At 73.8% G+C, this 23,635-nt stretch carries 23 protein-coding genes; 14 read left to right on the top strand and 9 right to left on the bottom strand.

Features of this window, described 5'->3' with window-relative positions; all coding sequences use genetic code 11:
* Positions 1-48 precede the first annotated feature (48 nt).
* The 4 genes from DMH08_RS11560 to DMH08_RS11545 form a co-directional block, all read right to left on the bottom strand.
* Positions 49-1,308: an acyltransferase family protein gene (locus tag DMH08_RS11560; RefSeq protein WP_233617533.1), complete on the bottom strand. Its 1,260-nt coding sequence runs from the start codon at positions 1,306-1,308 to the stop codon at positions 49-51.
* Positions 1,301-2,251, bottom strand: a complete 951-nt coding sequence (locus tag DMH08_RS11555) for an alpha/beta hydrolase (RefSeq protein ID WP_125613571.1) — start codon at positions 2,249-2,251, stop codon at positions 1,301-1,303. The genes DMH08_RS11560 and DMH08_RS11555 overlap by 8 nt, the downstream gene beginning before the upstream one ends.
* Positions 2,252-2,408: 157 nt before the next feature.
* Positions 2,409-3,074 carry a response regulator gene (locus DMH08_RS11550; protein WP_026400740.1) on the bottom strand — a complete coding sequence of 222 codons (666 nt, stop codon included), beginning with the start codon at positions 3,072-3,074 and terminating at the stop codon, positions 2,409-2,411.
* Positions 3,071-4,375 carry a sensor histidine kinase gene (locus DMH08_RS11545; protein ID WP_125613568.1) on the bottom strand — a complete coding sequence of 435 codons (1,305 nt, stop codon included), beginning with the start codon at positions 4,373-4,375 and terminating at the stop codon, positions 3,071-3,073. The genes DMH08_RS11550 and DMH08_RS11545 overlap by 4 nt, the downstream gene beginning before the upstream one ends.
* A gap of 84 nt (positions 4,376-4,459) precedes the next feature.
* Here DMH08_RS11545 and DMH08_RS11540 point away from each other — a divergent pair, with 84 nt between their 5' ends.
* The gene (locus DMH08_RS11540; protein WP_125613565.1) at positions 4,460-5,485 is read left to right on the top strand and encodes a PHP domain-containing protein; all 1,026 of its coding nucleotides are present in this window, start codon (positions 4,460-4,462) and stop codon (positions 5,483-5,485) included.
* A gap of 36 nt (positions 5,486-5,521) precedes the next feature.
* Here DMH08_RS11540 and DMH08_RS11535 read toward each other — a convergent pair whose 3' ends face one another.
* Positions 5,522-6,880, bottom strand: coding sequence for a 3-hydroxybutyrate oligomer hydrolase family protein (locus DMH08_RS11535; protein ID WP_125613562.1), 1,359 nt, complete (start codon positions 6,878-6,880; stop codon positions 5,522-5,524).
* A gap of 250 nt (positions 6,881-7,130) precedes the next feature.
* On the opposite strand from DMH08_RS11535, the gene DMH08_RS11530 reads away from it, so the two are divergent.
* The 5 genes from DMH08_RS11530 to DMH08_RS11510 are packed head-to-tail and all read left to right on the top strand — an operon-like array spanning position 7,131 to position 11,726.
* On the top strand, positions 7,131-7,904 hold the full coding sequence (locus tag DMH08_RS11530; RefSeq protein ID WP_034516194.1) for an ABC transporter ATP-binding protein: 774 nt from the start codon (positions 7,131-7,133) through the stop codon (positions 7,902-7,904).
* Positions 7,891-8,598: an ABC transporter ATP-binding protein gene (locus DMH08_RS11525; protein ID WP_125613559.1), complete on the top strand. Its 708-nt coding sequence runs from the start codon at positions 7,891-7,893 to the stop codon at positions 8,596-8,598. Before DMH08_RS11530 ends, DMH08_RS11525 begins: the two co-directional genes overlap by 14 nt.
* Before the next feature lie 10 nt (positions 8,599-8,608).
* On the top strand, positions 8,609-9,850 hold the full coding sequence (locus tag DMH08_RS11520; RefSeq protein ID WP_199747744.1) for an ABC transporter substrate-binding protein: 1,242 nt from the start codon (positions 8,609-8,611) through the stop codon (positions 9,848-9,850).
* 9 nt (positions 9,851-9,859) lie between these two features.
* Entirely contained in the window at positions 9,860-10,723 is an 864-nt protein-coding gene (locus DMH08_RS11515) for a branched-chain amino acid ABC transporter permease (RefSeq protein WP_026400733.1), read from the top strand.
* Positions 10,724-10,739: 16 nt separating this feature from the next.
* Positions 10,740-11,726, top strand: coding sequence for a branched-chain amino acid ABC transporter permease (locus DMH08_RS11510; RefSeq protein WP_026400732.1), 987 nt, complete (start codon positions 10,740-10,742; stop codon positions 11,724-11,726).
* 50 nt (positions 11,727-11,776) lie between these two features.
* On the opposite strand, the gene DMH08_RS11505 is transcribed toward DMH08_RS11510, so the two are convergent.
* Both DMH08_RS11505 and DMH08_RS11500 read right to left on the bottom strand, forming a co-directional pair.
* Entirely contained in the window at positions 11,777-13,657 is a 1,881-nt protein-coding gene (locus DMH08_RS11505; protein ID WP_233617532.1) for a helix-turn-helix domain-containing protein, read from the bottom strand.
* 11 nt (positions 13,658-13,668) lie between these two features.
* Positions 13,669-14,424: a 3-hydroxybutyrate dehydrogenase gene (locus tag DMH08_RS11500; RefSeq protein ID WP_026400730.1), complete on the bottom strand. Its 756-nt coding sequence runs from the start codon at positions 14,422-14,424 to the stop codon at positions 13,669-13,671.
* Between the two features lie 101 nt (positions 14,425-14,525).
* Between DMH08_RS11500 and DMH08_RS11495 the strand changes: the two genes are divergently transcribed.
* From DMH08_RS11495 to DMH08_RS11485, 3 genes are all read left to right on the top strand, one after another.
* Positions 14,526-15,467, top strand: coding sequence for an alpha/beta fold hydrolase (locus DMH08_RS11495; protein WP_125613556.1), 942 nt, complete (start codon positions 14,526-14,528; stop codon positions 15,465-15,467).
* A gap of 71 nt (positions 15,468-15,538) precedes the next feature.
* Positions 15,539-16,252 carry a helix-turn-helix transcriptional regulator gene (locus DMH08_RS11490; protein ID WP_125613553.1) on the top strand — a complete coding sequence of 238 codons (714 nt, stop codon included), beginning with the start codon at positions 15,539-15,541 and terminating at the stop codon, positions 16,250-16,252.
* Between the two features lie 70 nt (positions 16,253-16,322).
* Complete coding sequence (locus tag DMH08_RS11485; protein ID WP_158642295.1) at positions 16,323-16,712, top strand: VOC family protein; 390 nt, start codon at positions 16,323-16,325, stop codon at positions 16,710-16,712.
* Between the two features lie 87 nt (positions 16,713-16,799).
* Here the strand turns inward: DMH08_RS11485 and aceE are convergent, their stop codons facing one another.
* Positions 16,800-19,589 carry a pyruvate dehydrogenase (acetyl-transferring), homodimeric type gene (aceE, locus tag DMH08_RS11480; RefSeq protein ID WP_026400726.1) on the bottom strand — a complete coding sequence of 930 codons (2,790 nt, stop codon included), beginning with the start codon at positions 19,587-19,589 and terminating at the stop codon, positions 16,800-16,802.
* A 269-nt stretch (positions 19,590-19,858) separates the two neighbouring features.
* On the opposite strand from aceE, the gene DMH08_RS11475 reads away from it, so the two are divergent.
* The 5 genes from DMH08_RS11475 (at position 19,859) to DMH08_RS11455 (ending at position 22,412) form a co-directional block, all read left to right on the top strand.
* The gene (locus tag DMH08_RS11475) at positions 19,859-20,062 is read left to right on the top strand and encodes a DUF1918 domain-containing protein (protein ID WP_026400725.1); all 204 of its coding nucleotides are present in this window, start codon (positions 19,859-19,861) and stop codon (positions 20,060-20,062) included.
* A gap of 66 nt (positions 20,063-20,128) precedes the next feature.
* Positions 20,129-20,536: a YjbQ family protein gene (locus DMH08_RS11470; RefSeq protein WP_026400724.1), complete on the top strand. Its 408-nt coding sequence runs from the start codon at positions 20,129-20,131 to the stop codon at positions 20,534-20,536.
* A gap of 245 nt (positions 20,537-20,781) precedes the next feature.
* A complete protein-coding gene (locus DMH08_RS11465) occupies positions 20,782-21,213 on the top strand; it encodes a DUF3052 domain-containing protein (protein WP_026400723.1) in 432 nt (143 codons plus the stop codon).
* A 342-nt stretch (positions 21,214-21,555) separates the two neighbouring features.
* Positions 21,556-22,014 carry a peroxiredoxin gene (locus tag DMH08_RS11460; RefSeq protein WP_125613547.1) on the top strand — a complete coding sequence of 153 codons (459 nt, stop codon included), beginning with the start codon at positions 21,556-21,558 and terminating at the stop codon, positions 22,012-22,014.
* 59 nt (positions 22,015-22,073) lie between these two features.
* Positions 22,074-22,412, top strand: coding sequence for a hypothetical protein (locus DMH08_RS11455; RefSeq protein WP_026400721.1), 339 nt, complete (start codon positions 22,074-22,076; stop codon positions 22,410-22,412).
* A 234-nt stretch (positions 22,413-22,646) separates the two neighbouring features.
* On the opposite strand, the gene DMH08_RS11450 is transcribed toward DMH08_RS11455, so the two are convergent.
* On the bottom strand, positions 22,647-23,594 hold the full coding sequence (locus tag DMH08_RS11450; RefSeq protein ID WP_084549748.1) for a phosphoribulokinase: 948 nt from the start codon (positions 23,592-23,594) through the stop codon (positions 22,647-22,649).
* Between the last annotated feature and the right edge of the window lie 41 nt (positions 23,595-23,635).

Here is a 23,635-nt window from a genome sequence, read left to right as displayed (position 1 = left end):
GAGTGCCACCCCGCCGCCGATGACCCGTCCGGAACCACGCGGGCGGTCTCACCGGCGCCGCGGCTTCTCGAACCGGTGCACCAGGGCCGCGAGGGCGGCGAGGACGGCCGCGAAGACCGGCAGCCAGGCGGCCCGCTGGACGATCCAGGCCGCGCCGTCCGGGCGGGTGTGCAGGCCCCCGGCCGCGCCGAACGCCAGGGCGGCCGCGACCGTGACGGCCATCAGCGCGGTCTGGTGCCACAGGTAGACGGTCATCGCGGACCGGTTCGCGGCGGCCACCGCCGACCGCACCCGGGGCCGTCGCGTCCAGCGGGTCAGCGGCCCGTGCAGCAGCAGCGCGAGCCCGGTCTGCGCGAGGCCGAACGCGACGGCGGCGAGCGTCGGCGGGCTGAGGTTGGACACGTCGGCGCCCGGCACCCCGACCATGCTCGCCGGGTAGCCCGCGAACGCGACGAGCGCGGCCGCCGCGGCGGCGCCGCCGGCCAGCAGCGCGACGGCCGTCCGGCGGGCGCGCAGCGCGCCGCGCGCCCAGCCGACGCCGAGGTAGAACGGCAGGAGCCAGCCGGTCAGGACGGTGCACCAGCCGATCCACTCGGGCGCCCCGAGCGCGAACCGTCCCACGTCGACGAGCGCGGTGGCGGCGACGAGGAGCAGCGCGCCGCGGGCGCCGAGCCGGTCCCAGAGGACGGCGAGCAGCGGGGTCAGCGCGGTCAGCGCGACGAACACCGCGAGGAACCACAGCGGGCTGAGCACCAGCTTGACCAGCGTCGCCAGCGTCGCGCCGTCGAACCCGGCCCACGTCAGCGCCGCGGCGACCGGGATCCAGGCGGCGAACAGGACGGGGAGCGGCCGCGCGAGCCGTCCCAGCCGCCGCGCGAACCGGCGGCCCCACGGCTCGTCCGGCCGCAGGCCCTTCGCCGCCGCGTACCCGCCGACGAGGAAGAACAGCGCGAGCGTCTGCAGGACCCAGGTGACGGGCGTGAACTCCGGCATGGACGCCAGCGGGCTGGTGGTGCGCAGGTCGGCGCCGTGCCCGACGAACGCGGTGACCAGCCAGTGCCCGAGGACGACCCCGAGGACCGCGAACGCGCGCAGCGCGTCGATCGCGCGATCGCGCTCGACCGCCGGAGGCGCGGCCGCGGCCGGAGGTGTCGATTCGGCGAGACGGTCCGGAGGCGTGGATGCGGTCGGGGGCGCGGGACGGGCTGGAGGCGCGGGCGCGGCTGGAGGCGCGGACGCGGCTGGAGGTGCGGGCGCGGCGGGACCAGCGGGTGCGGTCGGGGGCGCGGGGCGGGCGGTGTCATGCACGGGGGACCTCCGAGTCGTGGCCGAGCGCGATGAGGGCGAGGTTGCGGAGCGCGGCGGAGCCCGGCTTCAGGTAGCCGCTGTGCGGGCCCGTCCCGGCGTCGAACCGGACGGCGCCGAACCCGGGGGAGACCGGGTCGGTCCCGAAGCCGAGCCCGGCGAAGCGCACGTGCGGGACGAACCGGACCCAGTCGCCGGACGAGCGGCCGGCCCAGACGGTCGCGGACGTGCGCAGGTCCGCGACGCCGCCGGCGGTCGTCCCGGGGCTGCCGAACAGTGCGATGTCGTCCACCGGGACACCGCCGAGCCCGGGCGCGGCCGCGGCGCACACCACCGACCCGTAGCTGTGGCAGAGCAGGGCGATCCGGGCGTCCCCGTTCACCCGGGCCAGCCCGCCGAGGAATTCCGCGAGGCGCCGCGCGCCCGACTCGGCGCGGTCGGCGCTCAGGACGCCCGGGCCGAGCGTCGCCGGGGCGCGGTAGCCGAGCCAGGCGACCACGGCGACCCGCGCGGACGGCGCCTCGGCGGCCATCCGCCGGTACAGGGCGCGGGCGCCGCCGCCCGCGAACTTGACCGAGTCGAAGTTGGCGAGCGCGTTGTCCGCGCCCGGCACGACGACCGCGATCCGGTCGGCGCCGCGCAGGTCGCCGAAGACCTCGACGGCGCGCCCGTCCCCGCGCGGGTCGAAGGCCAGGAAGCGGCGTCCGGGGGAGAGGAACGCCGCCAGCGCGCGGGCCCGGTCCTCGTCGCCGGTCCGGACGGCCGTCGTGCGGGCGGCGGCGATGTCCCGGGCGGCGGCGGCGAACCGGGCGTCCAGCGTCGCGGCGGACAGCGCCGGGACGGGTGCGGGCGCGGCGTACGGCCCGGACGCGCCCGTCGCGGCGACGGTCGAGCCCGCCGCGGAGAGCACCGTGAGGGCGGCCGCGGTTCTGCGAACCCAGCGCATGGGGGGCGTCCTTCCTGGTCAGTGGGGGTGAAGCACTGACAAGGAAGGTAGGAATCGGGCACCGTCGCCGAGATCAACCGGCGGAGCCGTCTTTTGGCCTCACACCGCGGTATGACCCGCGGGACCCGGGTAGGGGTGCGGGCAACGGTGTGCGGCCTCAGTCGCCGGGGCGGACGAGCCCGACCTCGTACGCGTAGACGATCGCCTGCGGCCGGTCGCGCAGGTCCAGCTTCATCAGGATCCGGCCGAAATGCGTCTTCACGGTCTGCTCGGCGAGCACCAGCCGCTCGGCGATCTCCCCGTTGGACAGGCCCCGCGCGACCAGCGTGAGCACCTCGGTCTCCCGCCCGGTCAGCTCGTCCAGCCGCTCGCGGGACGGCGCCCGCGGGCCGCCCAGCCGGGCGAACTCCGCGATCAGCCGGCGGGTGATGGACGGCGACAGCAGCGCGTCGCCCGCCGCGAGGACCCGCACCGCGTCCGACAGCTCGGCCGCGGACGCGTCCTTGAGCAGGAACCCGCCGGCCCCGGCGCGCAGCGCCTCGTACACGTAGTCGTCGAGGTCGAACGTCGTCAGCATGAGGACCTTCGGGGCGTCCCCGGCGCCGTCCGCGAGCAGCCGGCGGGTGGCCTCCAGCCCGTCCATCACCGGCATGCGGACGTCCATCAGCACGACGTCCGGGCGCAGTTCGGCGACGCGGCGCAGCCCCTCCTCGCCGTTCACGGCCTCCCCGACGACCTCGATGTCGGGCTGGGCGTTCAGCAGCACCCCGAACCCGGAGCGCACCATGCCCTGGTCGTCGACGATCACCACGCGGATGGTCACGGCGCGCCCTGCGCCTTCTCGGCGGCCTTCTCCGGCAGCGTGGCGGTCACGGCGAATCCTCCCTCGGACGTGGGCTCGGCGGTGAGCCAGCCGCCCAGCATGGCGGCGCGCTCGCGCATCCCGACCAGCCCGTGGCCGCCGCCGGTCGCGAACCGCGCGCGGTCGCGGCCGTCGCCCGGGGGGCCGTTGACGACGCTGATCGAGAGTACGCCGTCCGCGCGGGCGGCCTCGACGTCGACCCGCGACCCGGGCGCGTGCCGCATCGCGTTGCTCAGCGCCTCCTGCAGGATCCGGTACGCGGTCAGCCCGACGCCGGACGGGAGCCCCGCGAGGTCGCCGGTCAGCCGCGCCGTCACGTCCAGTCCGGCGCCGCGGGCCCCCGCGACCAGCTCGTCCAGCCGCTCCAGGCTGGGCTGCGGGGCGGTGTCGGAGCCGTCCTCGGACCGCAGGACGCCGAGGATGCGGCGCAGCTCGGTGAGCGCGTCGAGCGCGGTCGACCGGATCTCGGCGAGGTCCTGCCGGGTGACGTCCGGGACCGCGTCGCTCTTGTACGGCGCCGCCTCCGCCTGGATCGCGATCATCGACATGTGGTGGGCGACGACGTCGTGCAGCTCCCGCGCGATGCGCTGCCGCTCGGTGAGCACGGCCTCCGCGTCGGCGTGCCGCCGCTTCTGCTCGGCCAGCTCGCGCCGCGACGTCTGCCGCACCCGCACCGCGTAGCCCGCCGCCAGCGGCAGCAGGACCAGCACGGACGCGCCCGCGCCGGTCTCCGGGTCCTTGATCCACGTGCCGGCGGCCGTCATGATCCCGGCGCCGAGCGTCACGTTCCCCGCGCAGCGCACCGCCACCGTGAACAGGCAGACGACCATGGCGAACGCCCCGGCCGGGACGTACGGGACGGTCAGCCAGTCGCTCACGCTGATCAGCGCCATGGCCACGAAGCTCAGCCGCCACGCGCCCAGCGGGTGCCGGTCGCGCAGCGCGAGCGGCGCGCACGCCGCGACCGAGATCAGCAGGAGGGTCGCGTCGCCGGGGAACCGCCCGCGCTCCGCGCTCTCGGTCTCCAGCAGCGACCGCGTCGCGGCGATCGCCCCGATCGTGACGGCGGCCCAGAACAGGTTCACGACGACGCCGTACGGGAACCGCCCGAGGCCGATGCGGGCGGTCCAGCGCAGCGGGGCCGGCCACGGACGGTCGAGGGGGGCGGGCTCGGCCCGGCCGGTCGCCGCGGCGGCCAGCGCCCCGTCCAGCAGCACCATGCGCAGCAGCCCCGGCTCGTTCGCGGGTTTCGTCTCGGCCATGCCGACCAGGCTAGGGATCGGCGGGCCGCGCCCGGATGAGACCGGGGTGGGACACTTGCGTCATACCTGGGTACTCCCCGGGGCGTGGAGCCCGTCGAAGCGCTGCGCCGGATCGCGTTCCTCCTCGAACGCGCCGGGGAGCCGACCTACCGCGTGCGGGCGTTCCGCACGGCCGCCGCCCGGGTCGAGGACACGCCCCCGGACGAGCTGGACGCCCGCGCCCGCGCGGGCACGCTCACCGACCTGCCGGGCCTCGGGAAGGTCACCGCCCTCGTCGTCGCGGAGGCGCTGCGCGGGGAGACGCCCGTCTACCTGCGGCGCCTGGAGGCCACCGAGGGGGAGCCGCTCGACGCGGCCGCCGCCGCGCTCCGCGCCGCGCTGAAGGGCGACCTGCACACCCACAGCGACTGGTCCGACGGGGGCTCGCCCATCCGGGAGATGGCGGAGGCGGCGCGCGCGCTCGGGCACGAGTACATCGCGCTCACCGACCATTCGCCGCGCCTGACGGTCGCGAACGGGCTGTCGGCGGACCGCCTGCACCGCCAGCTCGACGCCGTCGCCGAGCTGAACGCCGAGCTCGCGCCGTTCCGGATCCTCACCGGCATCGAGGTGGACATCCTCGACGACGGCGCCCTCGACCAGGAGCCCGGCCTCCTCGACCGGCTCGACGTCGTCGTGGCGAGCGTCCACTCGAAGCTCCGCATGGACCGCGTCGCGATGACGGCGCGCATGGTCACCGCGGTCATGAACCCGGCGGTGGACGTCCTCGGCCACTGCACGGGGCGGATCGTCAAGGCGGGAGGGCGGCGCGGCGGGCTGCGCCCGGAGTCGGAGTTCGACGCCGAGCCGGTGTTCGACGCGTGCGCCGCCCACGGCGTCGCCGTGGAGATCAACGCGCGGCCGGAGCGGCTCGATCCGCCGAAGCGGCTGCTGCGCCTCGCCGTCGAGGCCGGCTGCCGGTTCGCGATCGACTCCGACGCGCACGCCCCCGGCCAGCTCGACTGGCAGCCGCACGGCTGCGACCGCGCCGCGCGCTGCGCCGTCCCCGCCGACCGGATCGTCAACACCCTGCCCGCCGCCGACCTCCTGGCCTGGACGAACGCGCCGTAGCCGGCGGGGCGCGCGGCGGGCGGCCCGGGAGCGCGGTCAGCCGGTCAGGGAGCAGGTGTTCAGGACGTCGCCGGACGGTTCGGGCAGGGTGGCGCTCGGCGGCGGAGCGCCCCCGCCGGACGTCCAGGTCTCCAGGGCGGTGAAGGCGGAGCGCATGCAGGGCAGGAGCGGGCGCAGGCGGCCCGGGTGGGCGTCGACGAGGCCGTCGGTGTGGTTGGCGCCCGCGACGCGGTAGTAGCGGAACGGGGCCCGGCCGCGGTCGCGGACGAGCGCGGCGTACGCGTCACCGTTGCGGCCGATCGGCAGCAGCGCGTCGTACGTGCCCTGGAGGCTGATCAGCGGCTTGCGGATGCGGCCGGTGAGGGACACGCGCCCGACCGCGCGCCGCACCTCGCGGGGGCGGGACGCGTAGTCGTACTCGGCCTCCGCGCCCGTGTACGCGGGGTCGAACTCCTCGCGGTAGATGCGCTGCGTCAGCTCCCAGTAGACCTGGTCGTGGTACGGCCAGAGGAACTCGGAGCCCGCGGCGAGGCCGGCGTCGAGCAGCGCCCGGTGCGCGGAGGCGTCCCCCGCGGCGTACGGCGGGTACGCGCGCAGGATCGGCGGCAGGTACGTGAACAGGTTCGGGCCGTCCGCCCGCCACAGGGTGCCCTCGGCGTCGATGCCGCCGTCGTAGAGGTGAGGGCGGTTCTCGAGCTGCCAGCGGACGAGGTACCCGCCGTTGGAGATGCCCGCCGCGTAGGTGCGGGACGGGCGGCGCCCGTAGTGGCGCTCCGCCGTCCGCTGCGCGGCGCGGGTGAGCTCGGTCAGGCGGCGGTTCCATTCGGCGACGGCGTCGCCGGGGCGGCGGCCGTCCCGGTGGAACTCGGTGCCGCTGTTGCCCTTGTCGGTCGCCGCGTACGCGTAGCCCCGGTCGAGGACCCAGTCGGAGACGGTGGCGTCGTTGGCGTACTGCCGCCGGTTCCCGGGCGACCCGGCGACGACGAGGCCGCCGTTCCACCGCTCGGGGAGGCGGATGACGAACTGCGCGTCGTGGTTCCAGCCGTGGTGGGTGTTGAACGCGGAGTCGTCCGGGAAGTACCCGTCGATCTGGACGCCGGGGACGCCGCTCGGGTTGCGGGTTCCGGACGCGTGCAGTCCCGCGTAGTCTCCCGGCACGGTGTGGCCCGACGCGACGGTTCCGGCGGTCGTGAGGTCGTCGAGGCAGGCGGCGACCTGCTTCTGGGCGCCCGGCACGGCGGGTGCGGGCGCGCAGCGGTTCTCGTGCGCGCGCGCCGGTGCGGCCAGCGCGAGGGTCAGGGCGCCTGTCGCGAGCAGACTGGTCGCGAGCAGGCCGGTCGTGGACAGGCCGGTCGTGGACAGGCCGGTCGTGGAACGGGGGCGGGTGGTCGGCATTCCGGCTCCTCTGGACGGAGGCGAGTGCCGACATGGTGCGGACCCCGGCGGGCGGCGGCCACGTGTCCGGCCCACATAAGCGCGCGGCGTCCCATGTGAACGGGCCTCCGACCTGCGCGTGATGTGGGTCACATCCGTATCGGTTGGGCGGAATGTGTCGATTGATCACATAGTCCGTTTCGCGGCGGCGGCCTAGCGTTCCCGAGCACGGCGGCCCGGTGTGGTCCGGGTCACCATGGGAGGAGGGCGCATGGGCGCTACCGTCCGGCCGGCGCCGGTGCTGACGGCGCGCGGCCTGGTCAGGGAGTTCCGCGGGTTCCGCGCCGTGGACGGCGTGGACCTGGCCGTCGCGGAGGGCGCGGTGCACGCGCTCGTCGGGCCGAACGGCGCGGGCAAGACGACGCTGTTCAACCTGCTCACCGGCTTCCTCAAGCCGACGTCCGGGAGCGTGCGGCTGGCCGGGCGGGAACTGGCGGGCAGCAGTCCCGAGCGGATCGCGCGGCTCGGGCTGGCGCGGTCGTTCCAGATCACCAGCCTGTTCGCCGAGCTGACCCCGCGCCGGCACGTCGAGCTGGCGCTCGCCGGGCGCACCGGCCTCGGGTGGCGGTTCTGGAGATCGGACCGGTCGCTCGGGCGGTTCGCCGACCGCGCGGCCGAACTGCTCGCGCAGGTCGGGCTGGAGGAGCACGCCGAGACCCCGGCGGGCGCGCTGGCGTACGGGCGCAAGCGGGCGCTCGAACTCGCCCTCGCGCTCGCCCTCGACCCGAAGGTGCTGCTGCTGGACGAGCCGACCGCCGGGATGGGCGTCGAGGACGTCGAGCGCACCGTCGAGCTCGTCCGGCGGGTCCGGGCGGGGCGGACGGTCGTGCTGGTCGAGCACAACATGAGCGTCGTCTCCAGCCTCGCCGACCGGGTCACCGTCCTGCAGCACGGCCGGGTCCTGGTGGAGGGCCCGTACGCCGAGATCCGCCACGACCCCCGGGTCATCACCGCCTACCTCGGAGACGCCCATGCTGCGAGTTGACGGCCTGTCCGCCTGGTACGGCGAGGCGCAGGCCCTGCGGGACGTGTCGCTGCACGTGGACGAGGGGGAGATCGTCACCCTCGTCGGCCGCAACGGCGCCGGGAAGACCACGCTGCTGCGCTGCCTGATGGGCCTGCACGCGGGCGCGTCCGGAACCGTCAAATTTCTCGGCGAGGACATCACCGCCCTGGGCCCGCACAAGCGCGCGCGGCGCGGCCTCGGTTACGTCCCGGACGACCGCGGCATCTTCGCCACCCTGTCGGTGGAGGAGAACCTGCTGCTGCCGCCCGGCCGTCCAGCGAACGGCAAAGGCCCCGAAGCGTGGCCGCTGGACCGCGTCTACGACACGTTCCCGCGGCTCAGGGAGCGCCGCCGGTTCCCCGGGACGAAGCTGTCGGGCGGCGAGCAGCAGATGCTCGCGCTCGCCCGCGTGCTGCGCACCGGCGCCCGGCTGCTGCTGTGCGACGAGCCCACCGAGGGCCTGTCGCCGCTGATCGTCGCGCAGATCGGCGGCATCCTGCGCGAGGTCAAGGCCGCGGGCGTCACCGTCCTGCTGATCGAGCAGAACGTGCACTTCGCGGCCACCGTCGCCGACCGCCACCACCTGCTCGCCGAGGGCCGGATCGTCCAGTCGATGGACAACGACGAGGTCCGCGCCCGCGAGAGCGAACTCCTGCAGTACCTCGGAATCTAGGGAGAGCCCGATGAAACTCATGGGACGCTCGGCCGCGCTCGCGGCCGCCGGAGCCCTGCTGGCCGGCTGCGGCGCGGGCGGACCCGGCGGGGGCGGCGGCAAGATCAGCGACGACAAGATCGTGCTCGCGGTGCTGACCGACCAGTCCGGCGTCTACGCCGACCTGTCGGGCGAGAACGCCGTGAAGGCCGTCGAGATGGCCGTCGCGGACTTCAAGAAGAAGTACGGCGACAAGGCGGTCGCGACGGAGATCGAGGTCGTCTCCGCCGACCACCAGAACAAGCCCGACATCGCCAACACCAAGGCGCGCGAGCTCTACGACCGGCAGAAGGCCGACATGATCGTGGACGTGCCCACGTCGTCGGCCGCGCTCGCCGTCGCGAACGTGGCGAAGGGCAAGAAGCGCGTGTTCATCTCGGTCGGCGCCGCCACCACCGCGCTGACCGGCGAGCAGTGCAACAAGTACACCTTCCACTACGGCTACAACAGCTACATGCTCGCCCACGGGACGGGCACCGCGCTCACCAAGTCCGGGTCGAAGAACTGGTACCTCGTCTACCCCGACTACGCGTTCGGCCAGGACATGGAGAAGACGTTCAGCGCGTCCGTCAAGGGCGCGGGCGGGACGGTCGTGAAGTCCGACCCGACCCCCTTCCCCAACGACAACTTCTCCACCTTCCTGCTGAAGGCCCCGGGCCTGGACCCGAAGCCGGACGTCATCGGCGCCATGCAGGCCGGCGGTGACCTCGTCAACCTCGTGAAGCAGTACAACGAGTACAAGCTGCGCGACAAGGGCGTGGGCCTCGCCGTCGGGCTGATGTTCATCACCGACATCCACTCGCTCGGCCCGAAGGCCCTGGAGGGCACCCGCTTCACCGACTTCTGGTACTGGAACCAGGACGACGACAACCGCGCGTGGGCCGACCGGTTCAAGCAGGAGACGGGCGCCCGTCCCACGGCCGTCCACGCGGGCGACTACTCCGCCGCCCTGCAGTACCTGGAGGCCGTCCAGCGCGCCGGGACGGACGCCTCCGACACCGTGGTGAAGGAGCTCGAAGGCCACAAGGTGAACGACGTGTTCACCTCCACTGGAACGATCCGGGCCGAGGACCACCTGCTGACCCACGACGCCTACCTCGCCGAGGTCAAGCCGGAGAGCGAGGTCTCCGAGCCCTGGGACTACGAGAAGATCATCGAGACGATCCCCGCGGCCGAGGCGTTCCAGCAGCCGAGCCCCGCCTGCGAGCTCTGAGGCCGCCGGATGCTGCAGCAAGCCTTCAACGGCCTGGTGGGCGGGGCGTTCTACGCCCTGCTCGCCCTCGGCCTCGCGGTCATCTTCGGGATGCTCGGCGTCGTCAACTTCGCGCACGGCGCGTTCTACATGCTCGGCGCGTTCGGCTCCTACGTCCTCCTCGACTCCTTCGGCGTGAGCTTCTGGGTCGCGCTGCCGCTCGTCCCGCTCGTCCTGGGCGCGGTCGGCGTCGCGGTGGAACGGCTGTTCATCCGCCGGCTGGCGCCCCTCGACCCCCTCTACAACTTCCTGTTCACCTTCGGGCTGGCGCTCATCCTCCAGGACCTGGTGAAGCGGCAGTACGGCGTGCAGTCGCAGCCCTATCCGCGCCCGTCCGCCCTGAGCGGCTCGATCGACCTCGGCCTGTTCACCTACCCCGCGTACCAGGTGTTCGTCCTGGCCGTGTCGCTCGTCGTGTGCGGCGCAGTGTGGTTTGTGCTGTCCCGCACCCGCGTCGGCATGATCGTCCGGGCGTCCACGGAACGGCCGGAGCTGAGCCGCGCCCTCGGCATCGACGTGGCGCGCTGGGTGACGCCCGTGTTCGGCTTCGGCATCGCGCTCGCCGGGCTCGCGGGCGTGCTCGCCGCGCCGATGCGGGCCGTCAACCCGCTGATGGGCGCCGACCTGATCGTCACCGTGTTCGCCGTCGTGGTGATCGGCGGACTCGGCTCGGTGTTCGGGTCGGTCGCCGCCGGGTTCGCGGTCGGGCTCGTGTCGGCGCTCGGCAACTACTACGTCCCGTCGCTGTCGCAGACGCTCGTGTTCATCCTGATGGCGGCCGTGCTGCTGTGGCGCCCCGCCGGCCTGTTCGGGCGCGAGGAGGCCGCACTGTGAATCCGGAGGTGGCGCCGTGATCCTTTCCAAGCTCGCGGGACGACCCGTCCTGCTCGCCGTCGGCCTGGCGGCGGCGCTCGCGCTGCCGTGGTTCGTCTACCCGCCGGTCGCGCTGGACATCGCCTGCTGGGCGCTGTTCGCCGTCGCCGTCGACCTGCTGCTCGGCTTCACCGGGCTGCTGTCGTTCGGGCACGCCGCCTTCTGGGGCGGCTCGGCGTACGCGACCGGCCTGATCGCCCTGCACTCGGGGCTGCCCTTCCCCGTCGCGATCCTGGGCGGCGCGGCGTTCGCCGCCCTGCTCGCCCTCCCGATCGGGTTCCTGTCCGTCCGGCTGCGCGGCATCTACTTCGCGATGGTCACCCTGGCCTTCGCGCAGATGGTGTACTTCGTCGCCAACCAGTGGCGGGACGTCACAGGCGGCGAGAACGGGCTGCAGGGCATCCCCAGGGAACTGTTCGGACTCGACCTGTCCGACCCGTTCTACTTCTACTACGCGGGCCTCCCGTTCATCCTGGCCGGACTGTTCGCCGCCTGGCGCATCGTCCGTTCCCCGTTCGGGTGCGTACTGATGTCCATCCGCGACAACCCCGCACGGGCGCGCGCGCTCGGCTACAGCGTCGACCGCTTCAAGCTGCTCGCGTTCGTCCTGTCGGCGGCCCTGTCCGGACTGGCCGGCGGCCTGTTCGCCATCGGCCACGGCTTCGCGTCCCTGCAGGGCGTGTACTGGACGACCTCGGGCGAGGCCGTGATGATGGTCGTCCTCGGCGGCATCGGCACGCTGTGGGGCGGCATCGTCGGCGCCGCCCTGATCGTCGAGCTGAACGACTACCTGGCCACCGCCGGGTTCCAGGAGACCGGCATCATCACCGGCGGCATCTTCATCCTCGTCGTGCTGCTGTTCCGGCGCGGCGTCTGGGGCACCGCCCGCGACCTGCTCGCGGCCCGCGCGGCGCGCCGCCGTCCGGCGGAACCCGCGCGCGACAAGGTCGAAACCCCCGCGTGAACGCACGGAACGGGCCGCCGCCCCTCAGGGGCGGCGGCCCGTTCGCGCGCCTACCGCAGGCGGTGCAGCCGCAGCGCGAGCTGCAGCTCCAGCGCCCGGTCCGGCGACTGCCAGTCCTCGCCGAGCAGCCGCCCGATCCGGTCCAGCCGCTGGCTGACCGTGTTCACGTGGATGTGCAGCTCCTGCGCCGTCCGCGCGAGCCCGCCGCCCGCCCCGAAGTACGCCTCGAGCGTCCGGACGAGCGCCGTCCCGCGCCGCTCGTCGTAGTCGATGACCGGCCCGAGCGACCCGGCGAGGAACCCCGGCACGTCCCGGTCGTCGCCGATCAGCAGCCCGATGAACCCCAGCTCCGACGCGCCCGCCCCGTCCCCGCGGCGGCCCAGCGCCACCAGCGCGTCCGCGCACCGCTGCGCCTCCCGGTGCGCCCCGGCGACCTCGCCCGGCCCCCGCACCGGGCCGGCCGCGCCGACCGTCGCCGGAGCCCCCAGCGACGCGCCCAGCTCCTTGGCGACCCGCCGCGCCGCGTCGCCCGGACGCTCGCCCGGCAGCAGCAGCACGACCTCCTCGCCGCGGGACGCGGCCAGCCCGTGCTCCACCGCCGCGAACGACGACGCCCAGAACTCCGCGCGCCGCCGGTGGTCGCGCGACTCGTACCGGGCCGACAGCACCACGTGCGGCGTCCCGAGGTCCACGTCGACGCGCCGCGCCCGCGCCGCCAGCGCCGCACCGTCCGTCCGCCGCTCCGACAGCAGGTCGTCGAGCAGCTCGCCGCGCACCCGCCCCTCCGCCTCGGTCACGCTGCGCTGGAACAGCAGCAGCAGCGCGGTGACGAGCGCGGCGCGCTCCAGGATCCGCTGGTCGGCGTCCGACACCTCGTCGGACGTGCGCAGCACCAGCGTCCCGAGCATCTCGTCCCCGCTCGAAACGGACGCGGTCCACAGGTCGCCCCGCCGCACCGTCCGTCCCTGCGCGCGCGCAGAGTGCGCGGACGCCGACACCCCGGCGAGCTCCCCGTCGCTCAACGGCGCCGACGCGGCCCCCGTCGTCGCGAGCCGCGCGCCGTCCGCGTCCAGGACGTGCAGGGTGCCGCCCAGAAGTTCGGTGACGATCGCGGCGACGTCCTCGACGCCGCCCCCGCGCACCACGACCGCCGTCATCCGGTCGTGCGCGCGCGCCGCCACCTCTACGGCCGCGCTGCGCGCCTTGACCTCCTCGTTGGCGGCGCTCAGCTCCTCCAGAGCCGTGCGGGTCTCCTCCAGCAGGCGCGCGTTGTCGATCGCGATCGCCGCGTGCGCCGCCAGCGACCCGAGCAGCGCGACCTCCTCCTGGTCGAACGGGCGCTCGCTGCGGTTCGCCGCCGTCAGCACGCCGATCACCCGGCTGCCCAGCTTCATCGGCACGCCCAGGATGGCGACCAGGCCCTCCTCGGAGACCGCCTCGTCGATGAACCCGCGGTGCTGGAACTGCGCGTCGACCAGGTAGTGGTCGCTGTTGTACGGCATCGCGGTCTGCGCGACCAGGCCGACCAGCCCGGTCCCCATCGGCAGCCGCAGCCGCCGGAACGCCGCCGACACCGACCCGTCCGTCACCCGCATGTACGTGTCGCCGCGCGCGTCGTCGTTCAGCGTCAGGTACGCGATGTCGGCGTTCAGCAGCCGCCGCGCCCGCCGGGTGATCGCCTCCAGCACCGCGTCCAGATCGCGCAGCCCGGCCAGATCGCCCGCCGTGTCGAACAACGCCGCGAGCTCCGCCTCCCGCCGCGCGTGCCGCCGCATCACCGCCCGCACCCGCAGCGCCGCCAGCTTCGCCGCCTCCAGCTCGGCCAGCACGGCCGCCGGCGCCCCCTCCGCCCGCGCCTGCACCAGCGGCCCCTCGAACTCGACGGGGGACGCCTCGCGGGCGAGCAGTTCAAGGAAGACGCCGCACGACATACGGGACATTGTCAATGGGCCGTCCAGCCTCCGTCGAGGGTCAGCGACGCACCCGTGACCATGGCCGCCGCGTCGGAGCACAGGTAGGCGACCATTTCGGCCACCTCCTCAGGTTCCGCGAGCCGCTTCACGGCCGCCCTTTGCAGCATGACCCGCTCGACGACATCGTCCTCGGACATGCCGTGCGCGCGCGCCTGATCCGCGATCTGCCCCTCCACCAGTGGGGTCCGCACATAAGAAGGATTGACGCAGTTGGACGTCACCCCGTGCGCCGCGCCCTCCAGCGCGATCACCTTCGACAGCCCCTCGAGCCCGTGCTTGGCCGTCACGTACGCGGCCTTGAACGGCGACGCGCGCAGCCCGTGCACCGACGACACGTTCACGATCCGGCCCCAGCCGCGCTCGTACATCCCCGGCAGGGCGTCCCGCACCAGCCGGAACGGCGCCTCCACCATCAGCCGCAGGATCCGGGAGAACACCTCCGGCGGGAACTCGTGGAGCGGCGCCACATGCTGCACCCCCGCGTTGTTGACCAGGACGTCGAACCCGGCGCCCGCCCCGGCCACGTCCGGTCCCGCGAGATCCACCGCCAGCGCGGCGCCGCCGAACTCCCGCGCGGCCCGCTCCGCCGCCGTCCCGTCCAGGTCCGCCACGGTCACCCGCGCCCCCGCCGCCGCCAGCCGCCGGGCGCACGCCAGCCCGATCCCGCTCGCCCCGCCGGTGACCAGGGCCCGCCGCCCCGTCAGGTCCGGTGTCACGCTCGTCATGAGCAGAACCTACGCAGCCCGCCACCCGCGACCCATGTGGCCCGGGCACACAATCCCGGCCCGACCGGTGTGGGCCCCGCCGTGCCGTCTACGTTGGTCGGATGACCGAGATCGCGCACCGTTTCGTCGAGGGGAACGGCGGCCTGCGGATGCACGTCGCCGAGGCCGGCGAGGGCCCGCTCGTCCTGCTCCTGCACGGCTTCCCCGAGTGCTGGTACTCCTGGCGGCACCAGCTCACCGCGCTCGCCGCCGCGGGCTTCCGCGCCGTCGCCCCCGACCAGCGCGGCTACGCCCGGACGGGCGGCCCCGCCGACCCCTCCCAGTACACGATCATGCACCTGGCCGGGGACGCCGTCGGGCTCATCGACGCCCTGGGCGCCGAACGCGCGGTGGTCGTCGGGCACGACTGGGGCGCGCCCGTCGCGTGGGCCGTCGCCCAGATGCGCCCCGACAAGGTCCGCGGCGTCGTCGGGATGTCCGTCCCGCACCGCCCGCGCGGCTCCCGCCCGCCCGTCGCGACGATGCGCCGCTACTTCGGCGAAGGCTTCTACATGGTGCGGTTCCAGGAACCGGACGCCCCCGAGGCCGAACTCGACCGCGACCGCGCGGCCACGTTCCGCCGCATGTTCCACGCGATCTCCGGCGACGGCTCCGGCGCCCTCGTCGCCCCCGAGGGCGGCGGCGTCCTCGACGCCCTCCCCGAACCGGACGAGCTCCCGGCCTGGCTCACCGCGGACGACATCGACGCCTACGTCGCCGAGTACGCCGACAGCGGCTTCACCGGCCCGGTCAACTGGTACCGCAACCTCGACCGCAACTGGGAGCTCACCGCCGCCTGGCACCGCGCGCCCGTCACCCCGCCGGCCCTGTTCGTCGCCGGCGACCGCGACCCGGTCGCCGCGCCCGACGCCGTCGCGCGCCTCCGCGACTTCGTCCCGAACCTGCGCGGCACCGTCTCCCTGCCCGGCTGCGGCCACTGGACCCAGCAGGAGCGCCCCGACGAGGTGAACCGGGCCCTCCTCGACTTCCTCCGCGGCCTCTGACCCCCGGCCGGCGTCCCGGCGCGGGCCGGGACGCGGGCCGGGATGTCGGTGGCGGGGCGTACGGTCGCGGCGTGAACCGGACCGATCGCCTGTACGCACTGGTGGAGGAACTGCGGGCCCGCGCGCCCCGCCGGGTCAGCGCCCGCGAGCTGGCCGCGCGCTTCGAGGTCAGCACGCGGACGATCGAACGCGACATCGGCGCACTGCAGCAGGCCGGCGTCCCGATCTACGCCGACGTCGGACGGGGCGGCGGGTACACGCTCGACCCCGAGCGGACCCTCCCGCCGCTCAACTTCACGCCCGCCGAGGCCGTCGCCGTCGCGATCACCCTCGCCCGCGCCGACGGCTCCCCGTACGCCCGCGCGGCCCGCACCGCACTGCACAAGATCGTCTCCGCGATGCCGGCGAACGACGGCGCGTCCGCGCGGGAGCTGGCCGACCGGGTCCGGTTCCTGACGCCGGACGGCGCCGGCGGCGCGCCGCCGTCCGTCCCGTCCGTGCTGGAGGAGGCCGTGTCGGCGCGCCGCGTCGTCCGCCTCGGGTACGTGAACGGGGCCGGGGAGACGAGCGAGCGCGACGTGGAGCCGGTCGCGTTCACCTGCGCGTCCCTGCGCTGGTACCTCATCGGCTGGTGCCGGCTGCGGGGGGAGGCCCGGATCTTCCGCATCGACCGGATCCGGCGCGCCGCCCTGCTGGAGGAGACCGCGCCGGAGCGCCGGTACGAGGACGTCATGATCAAGGACGTCCCCCTCGACTACGTCACCCACCGCCTCGAATTCGTCTGAAAACACCGACAGGGGGATGTCGCCGGGGCGCTCGAAGCTGGGCGCGTCACCCGAACAGAGGAGGAAGACGATGGCGATTCCGGCGTTCAACACCGTCGCGTGGTTCCAGATCGGCACGGACGCCCCGGACGCGGCGCGCCGGTTCTACGGCGACATGTTCGGCTGGCGGTTCGACGCCGACCCCGGCTCGGCCTTCCCCGGCAGCGAGGGGTACGACCTGGTCCGCTACGCGGGCGCGGACGCGCCGAGCGGCGGGCTCTCGCACGAGCCCGGGGCGGGCGGGGCGCACGCGCTGTTCGTCGTCATGGTCGAGGACGTCGACGCGGCGTGCGCGCGGGCGGAGGAGTGCGGCGGGAAGGTGGCGGCGGCGACGGCCGCGACGGCGCGGGGCCTCCGCTTCGCCTACCTGGAGGACCCGTCCGGCAACCGGTTCGGCGTGTTCACGCCGCCGGTGCCCTGAGCACGCCGCCGGCGCCCTGAGGACGCCGGCGGGCGGCGGCGGACGCGGCCCCCACCTCCGCGTTCGCGCGCCGCCCGCCCGGGCCGGCTAGCTCTCGCCGCCGGTGTTGCTCTCGGCGCTGCCGGCGCCGCCCGCGAACACGTCGCTGACCTCCGCGTTCAGCCGGTACTTCGCGATGGCCTGCGGGAGGGTCTCCGGCTTGACCTCGCCCTGCCGGACGAGCCGGGTGAGGACGGCCAGGACGATCGACGCCGCGTCCACGTGGAAGAACCGGCGGGCGGCGGCGCGGGTGTCGGAGAACCCGAAGCCGTCGGTGCCGAGCGACGTGTAGTCGCCGTTCACCCACGGGGCGATCTGGTCGGGGACGGCGCGGGCGAAGTCCGACACCGCGACGATCGGCCCCGCGACGCCGTCGAGGGTGCGGGTGACGTACGGGACGCGCTGCTCGCCCTCGGGGTTCAGCAGGTTGTGCTCGTCGCACTCGCGGGCCTCGCGGGCCAGCTCGTTCCACGAGGTCGCGGACCAGACGTCCGCGGCGACGCCCCAGTCCTCGGCGAGGAGCCGCTGCGCCTCCAGCGCCCACCGGCCGCCGACGCCGGACGCGAGGATCTGCGCGCGCGGCGGCTGCCCGTCGCCCGCGGCGGTCTCCGGCGCGGACCGGTACCGGTACAGGCCCTTGAGCAGCCCGGCGACGTCCAGGCCGTCGGGCTCGGCGGGCTGCTGGTAGGGCTCGTTGTAGACGGTGAGGTAGTAGAAGACGTCCTCGCCGTCCGGGTGCTCCTCGGACGTCCCGTACATGCGGCGCAGCGCGTCCTGCGTGATGTACGCCAGCTCGAACGACCAGGTCGGGTCGTAGTGGACGCACGCGGGGTTCGTCGCCGCGAGCAGCGGGGAGTGGCCGTCGGCGTGCTGGAGCCCCTCGCCGGTGAGGGTGGTGCGGCCGGCGGTGGCGCCGAGCAGGAACCCGCGGCCCATCTGGTCGCCGAGCGCCCACATCTGGTCGCCGGTCCGCTGGAACCCGAACATCGAGTAGAAGATGTAGACGGGGATCATGTGCTCGCCGTGCGTCGCGTAGGACGTGCCCGCGGCGATCGTCGAGGCCATCGACCCGGCCTCGCTGATGCCCTCGTGCAGCATCTGCCCGCTCTCGGACTCCTTGTACGACAGCAGCAGCTTCCGGTCCACCGCGTCGTAGGTCTGCCCGTGCGGCGAGTAGATCTTGGACGTCGGGAACAGCGAGTCCATGCCGAACGTGCGGTACTCGTCCGGGGCGATCGGGACGAACCGGGCGCCGATGTTCTCGTCCTTGATGAGGTCCTTGAGCAGCCGGACGAACGCCATCGTCGTCGCCACGTTCTGCTTGCCGGACCCCTTCTTCAGCTCGGCGTACACCGGGTCGCCGGGGAGCTTCAGCGGCTTGGCCCGCACGACGCGCTTCGGCAGGAACCCGCCGAGGGCCGCGCGGCGCTCGCGCATGTACTGGATCTCGTCGGAGTCCTCGCCCGGGTGGTAGTAGGGCGGCAGCGGCTGCTCGAGCGCGGAGTCCGGGATGTCCAGGTAGAGGCGGTCGCGGAACTCCTTCAGCTCGGCCTTGGTGAGCTTCTTCATCTGGTGCGTGGCGTTGCGCGCCTCGAAGTCGGAGCCGAGCGTCCAGCCCTTGATCGTGTGCGCCAGGATCACCGTCGGCTGCCCGACGTGCTCGCGGGCCGCCTTGAACGCCGCGTACACCTTCCGGTAGTCGTGCCCGCCGCGCGACAGCTTGCGCAGGTCGTCGTCCGTCAGGTCCTGGACGATCTTGCGCAGCCGGGGGTCGTCGCCGAAGAACTTCTCCCGGATGTACGAGCCCGACTCGACGCTGAACGTCTGGAACTGGCCGTCGGGCGTCGTGTTCATCTTGTTGACGAGCGCGCCGTCGACGTCCTGCGCGAGCAGCGGGTCCCAGTCGCGGCCCCAGATGACCTTGATGACGTTCCAGCCGGCGCCGCGGAAGAACGACTCGAGCTCCTGGATGATCTTGCCGTTGCCGCGTACCGGGCCGTCGAGCTGCTGGAGGTTGCAGTTCACGACGAACGTGAGGTTGTCGAGCTCCTCGCGGGCGGCCAGGCCGATCGCGCCGAGCGACTCGGGCTCGCCCATCTCGCCGTCGCCGAGGAACGCCCACACGTGCGAGCGCGACGTGTCCTTGATGCGGCGGTTGTAGAGGTAGCGGTTGAACCGGGCCTGGTACACCGCGTCGATCGCGGTGAGGCCCATGGACACCGTGGGGAACTCCCAGAAGTCCGGCATCAGCCGGGGGTGCGGGTAGGACGACAGCCCGCCGCCGGGGTGCGACTGCTCCTGCCGGAAGCCGTCCAGCTTCTCCTCGGGCAGCCGCCCCTCGAGGTAGGCGCGCGCGTAGATGCCGGGGGAGGCGTGACCCTGGAGGAACACCTGGTCGCCGGACTCGCCGTGGTCCTTGCCGCGGAAGAAGTGGTTGAAGCCCACCTCGTACAGCGACGCGGCCGACGCGTACGTGGCGATGTGCCCGCCGACGCCGATGTCGGGGCGGTTCGCGCGCGACACCATGATCGCGGCGTTCCACCGGATGTAGGCGCGGATGCGGCGCTCGACGTGCTCGTCGCCGGGGAACCAGGGCTCCAGCTCCGGCGGGATCGTGTTGATGAAGTCGGTGCTGCGCAGGCCCGGCACGCCGACCTGCAGCTCGCGGGCCCGCTCCAGGAGCCGCAGCATGACGTAGCGGGCCCGGCCCCGGCCCTCGGTCTTGATGACCGTGTCCAGCGATTCCAGCCACTCCCGGGTCTCGTCCGGGTTGATGTCGGGCAGCTGGCTCGGCAGGCCGTCGCTGATGATCGAGTAGCGTTGACGTCCGGAAGCCACGGGGTCCCCTCTGTGCTTACCGTCTGTGCTGGTGAGACCCCGGCCGGAGGCCGCCGGTCTCCGCACGACTGTTCGTCGCCTGCATTCGCGTCCATCGTCGCCGCTCACGACGGTTAACGCATCTCTACCGTCCGGTAACCGGCTGCCCGCGCGGCCGTGGCGCAGGCCGGATCGGCGACGCGTTTTTTTGCGCGTCCTCGTGAGATTGCCCGTCCGGGCGGGGAACGAACGTAGGAGGCCGGGAAAAGCGACCGTGACTTGGGGGAGACATGAACGGACGCATCGGAGACAAGCTGCACGTCCACGGCAAGATCGTCGGCATGCCGGAGCGGGCGGGCGAGATCATCGAAGTGCGCGGCGACGACGGCGGCCCGCCCTACCTCGTCCGCTTCGATGACGGGCACGAGACCCTCGTCTTCCCGGGGCCCGACGCCGTCATCGAGCGCCGCGAGGCGCACACGGCGTCCCGCTGAGGGGAACGGGAGCGACGGTGCGGGGCCGGACGGGTCCCGCGCCGCCGATGGGGTAGACCCGATGCCATGGAGAGCACCGTGATCCGGGTGTCCACCGGATCGAAGGAGGCCGTGCACGACATCACGGCGGAATGCCAGAGGTTCGCGGCCGACGCCGGCGGCGACGGGCTGCTGCACGTCTTCGTGCCGCACGCCACCGCCGGCGTCGCGCTCATCGAACTGGGGGCGGGCAGCGACGACGACCTGCTCGCCGCGCTCGGCGACCTGCTGCCCGCGGACGACCGGTGGCGCCACGCCCACGGGTCGCGCGGCCACGGCAGGTCGCACGTCATGCCCGGGCTCGTCCCGCCCTACGCGACCGTCCCGGTCCTGGCCGGGCGCCTCGCGCTCGGCACGTGGCAGTCGATCGCACTGGTGGACCTCAACGTCGACAACCCCGACCGCCAGGTCCGGTTGTCCTTCCTCAGGGGTTGACGGTTGTATCAAGAAACGGGCTCGAACCACACCCTCGGTGGCCGCATCGTGACGGCCGATTCCGGCATCGGCCCAATGAGGGCGCCAAATGCCGTGAAGACACTTGCGCTAGGGGCCCACCCTTGTGTGGACTGTCCCGCAAACACCGCACAGGTGCGGACGGGCCGCCCGCTCCGGGGGGCCGTACAGGAGATGTGCACAGGTGCACGGAGCACCGTGCGGACGAACGACATGGGAGGACTTTCGTGAGCGCGACCGCGGGTCAGGCGCAGTCTGAGCGCAGCCTGGCCGAACGGCTCGGCCTGAAGGCGGGCCAGGTGGTGCAGGAGATCGGCTACGACGACGACGTGGACGAGGAGCTCCGCGACTCCGTCGAGGCCGTCACGGGGAACGAGCTGGTCGACGAGGACTACGACGACGTGGTCGACATCGTGCTGCTGTGGTGGCGCGAGGACGACGGCGACCTGTTCGAGGGCCTGACCGACGCGATGGTCCCCCTCACCAGCGGCGGCGACATCTGGCTGCTGACGCCCAAGGCGGGACGCGAGGGCCACGTGGAGCCCAGCGACATCGGCGAGGCGGCCACCACGGCCGGCCTGTCCCAGTCGCGCAGCCTCAGCGCCGGCAAGGAATGGTCGGGGACGAGGCTCGCCGCGCCCAAGGTCAAAGGGAAGTAGACGCGCGGGGGACGGGCGCACGCCGCCCGTCCCTCAGCCGTCCCGCCGGAAGCCGGGGCGCGCGCTACCGCTCTGCCCGGGTGCCTTACCGTAGAGTCGTTCACGACTCGCCGAAGGACCTCCGGACAAGACCTCAGCCCACATCCCGGCCGGAGCGGACGGGAAGCACTGCGATCGCGTCCGAAGGCAAGGCCGGGGGCGGAAAGCGAGCGGAGCGGGAACCTGGTCGCGCAGCGAGCCCCTGGGGCGAGTCGGAGCGATGCAGCAATCGCACGCAAGGCCCGATGAAGGAGGGCCCCCAGGGCCCGACGCCGAGGGTCTTGCAAACAAACAGGAGTTGCTTTGGCGGTTGAGGTAGGCGACGGCGCCCCGGACTTCGAACTGAAGGACCAGCACGGGACGCCGGTGAAGCTGTCGGACTTCCGGGGGCGCAAGAACGTCGTCCTGGTGTTCTACCCCCTGGCGTTCAGCGGCGTCTGCACCGGTGAGCTGTGCCAGATCAGGGACGAGCTGCCCACGCTGGGCGGGGACGACGTGCAGGTCCTGGCCGTGTCGGTGGACTCGATGTTCGCGCTGCGCGCCTGGGCCGACCAGGAGAAGTACCAGTTCCCGCTGCTCGCGGACTTCTGGCCGCACGGCGGGGTCGCACAGCGCTACGGGGTGTTCGACGAGGAGAAGGGCCTCGCCACGCGCGGGACCTTCATCATCGACACCGAGGGCGTGGTCCGGTGGAAGGTGGAGAACGCCATCCCGGACGCGCGCGACATCGACGAGTACCGCAAGGCGCTCGCCGGTCTCTGAGCGAACGGGCCGGTTCCGGACAGGTGGCCGGAACCGGCCCCCGCACCCCTGGAGGTGTGATGCCCTGCTTCAGCTGCGGGGCGCGGCAGACCGATCCCGTGCGGGGCGCGAGCCCGTGGCGGCGCGGGGTCCGGGCGGACCGCCAGGTCCTGGTCTGCCCCGGCTGCCAGTCCGTCCACGGCTGGGCGGACGGACTCGACCGCTGCACCGCGTGCGAGTCGGCCGCGCTGGTGTGCCGGCTGGGCGAGGTGGAGTGCCGCGACTGCGGCCACACCCGCGAGGCCGTCCGGGACGATCTCGTCCGCGCGGGCGCGCCCGGCGGGGCGGACGAGCGGGACCTGTCGGCGGAGGTCGCGGCCGCGCTGAGCCGGGTCCTCAGCCGGGGCCCGGCGGGCTGACCCGCACGGTCCCGTTCGGCACCGGAGCGGAGCGCCGGCCGGACGTCCGGTTCCGGCCGCCCGCGGCCCCCTGCGCAAGGCGTGGACGCGAGCCCGTGGACCGGGCCGTGGATAGGCCGGGAGGGCGCCGTGCGCCCGCTGGGCGCCCTCCCGGCCGCCGCGCCGCGCGGCCCGGGGCACAGGTCCGAAGCCCCGGGGCCTCCCCGCGCGTCCGCGGAGCCCGAACTCTACGGTTCAGGCGGCTTGGCGGTGGTCCGCGTCGAGCAGGTGGTAGAGCAGGAGCAGCTGGGTGATCGCGAGCGGGTCGCTGGTGCCGGCGCCGCCGAGCCGGCCGAGGGCGTCCGGGTCGACGAGGCCGTCGCCGGCGCGGGCGCCGAGCCGCGCCCAGATGGCCTTCTTGACGACCTGCGACTCCTCGGGCGAGACGTACCCGTGCACGTGCAGGGCGTCCACGGGGCGGCCGTCGGTGTCGCGGTGCAGCCGCAGGTGCATGGCCGTCCCGGCGCCGGGTTCGGCGTCGAGGACGCCGGTCAGCTCGGGGTGGTCGATCGTCGGGCGCAGCAGCAGTTCGGCCGACAGCGGGGTGCCGGGCGGGTCGACGCGGCCCGCGACGGGCGCGAACCGGACGACGATGTCGGCGTGCTTGCGCTGGGGGCGGATGTAGGCGGCGCTCTCGGGCTCGCGGCGGTCCAGCTCGGCGCGGACCTGGTCGGGGGAGTAGCCGCGCTTCTCGCAGTCGCGCGCGATCTTCCAGGAGTGCCGCAGCGGTTCGGGCGGGTCGAGGTAGACGGTGATGTCGAAGCAGGCGCGGGCGAGGCGGGTGTGCAGGGGGAGCAGCCCCTCGACGATCACGAAGTCGCGCGGCTCGACCGGTTCCGGCCGGACGAGCCGTCCGGTGGAGTGGTCGTACACGGGCTTGAGGATCGGTTCGCCCATCGACAGGAGCTGCAGGTGCTGCTCCATGATGTCGATGTGGTTGCAGTCGGGGTGCAGCGCCGTGAAGGGTTTGCCGGCGCGCTCCTCGCGGTCGTAGCGGTGGTAGTCGTCCACGCAGACCGCGGTCATCCGGTCGGCCCCCAGGCACTGCACAAGCCCCCGCGTGAGAGTGGTCTTGCCCGCCGCGCTGTCCCCGGCGATGGCGAGCATGACGGGGCGGCGGCCCGAGCCGCGCGCCCGGAGCATATGCACGATCCGATGGGGCACCTCGCTCCTCCGTCCTGCGA

Source organism: Actinomadura sp. WAC 06369 (assembly GCF_003947565.1).
Taxonomy (GTDB): Bacteria; Actinomycetota; Actinomycetes; order Streptosporangiales; family Streptosporangiaceae; genus Spirillospora; species Spirillospora rifamycini.
This window is presented reverse-complemented; position numbering and strand designations above follow the sequence as displayed.

Bases quoted from the DNA above. Each gene is read 5' to 3' on its own strand.
- DMH08_RS11555 (WP_125613571.1), bottom strand. From the start codon at position 2,251: ATGCGCTGGGTTCGCAGAACCGCGGCCGCCCTCACGGTGCTCTCCGCG.
- DMH08_RS11545 (WP_125613568.1), bottom strand. From the start codon at position 4,375: ATGGCCGAGACGAAACCCGCGAACGAGCCGGGGCTGCTGCGCATGGTG.
- DMH08_RS11535 (WP_125613562.1), bottom strand. From the start codon at position 6,880: ATGCCGACCACCCGCCCCCGTTCCACGACCGGCCTGTCCACGACCGGC.
- DMH08_RS11530 (WP_034516194.1), top strand. From the start codon at position 7,131: ATGGGCGCTACCGTCCGGCCGGCGCCGGTGCTGACGGCGCGCGGCCTG.
- DMH08_RS11525 (WP_125613559.1), top strand. From the start codon at position 7,891: ATGCTGCGAGTTGACGGCCTGTCCGCCTGGTACGGCGAGGCGCAGGCC.
- DMH08_RS11520 (WP_199747744.1), top strand. From the start codon at position 8,609: ATGAAACTCATGGGACGCTCGGCCGCGCTCGCGGCCGCCGGAGCCCTG.
- DMH08_RS11515 (WP_026400733.1), top strand. From the start codon at position 9,860: ATGCTGCAGCAAGCCTTCAACGGCCTGGTGGGCGGGGCGTTCTACGCC.
- DMH08_RS11505 (WP_233617532.1), bottom strand. From the start codon at position 13,657: ATGTCGTGCGGCGTCTTCCTTGAACTGCTCGCCCGCGAGGCGTCCCCC.
- DMH08_RS11500 (WP_026400730.1), bottom strand. From the start codon at position 14,424: ATGACGAGCGTGACACCGGACCTGACGGGGCGGCGGGCCCTGGTCACC.
- DMH08_RS11495 (WP_125613556.1), top strand. From the start codon at position 14,526: ATGACCGAGATCGCGCACCGTTTCGTCGAGGGGAACGGCGGCCTGCGG.
- DMH08_RS11485 (WP_158642295.1), top strand. From the start codon at position 16,323: ATGGCGATTCCGGCGTTCAACACCGTCGCGTGGTTCCAGATCGGCACG.
- DMH08_RS11475 (WP_026400725.1), top strand. From the start codon at position 19,859: ATGAACGGACGCATCGGAGACAAGCTGCACGTCCACGGCAAGATCGTC.
- DMH08_RS11470 (WP_026400724.1), top strand. From the start codon at position 20,129: ATGGAGAGCACCGTGATCCGGGTGTCCACCGGATCGAAGGAGGCCGTG.
- DMH08_RS11455 (WP_026400721.1), top strand. From the start codon at position 22,074: ATGCCCTGCTTCAGCTGCGGGGCGCGGCAGACCGATCCCGTGCGGGGC.
- DMH08_RS11450 (WP_084549748.1), bottom strand. From the start codon at position 23,594: ATGCTCCGGGCGCGCGGCTCGGGCCGCCGCCCCGTCATGCTCGCCATC.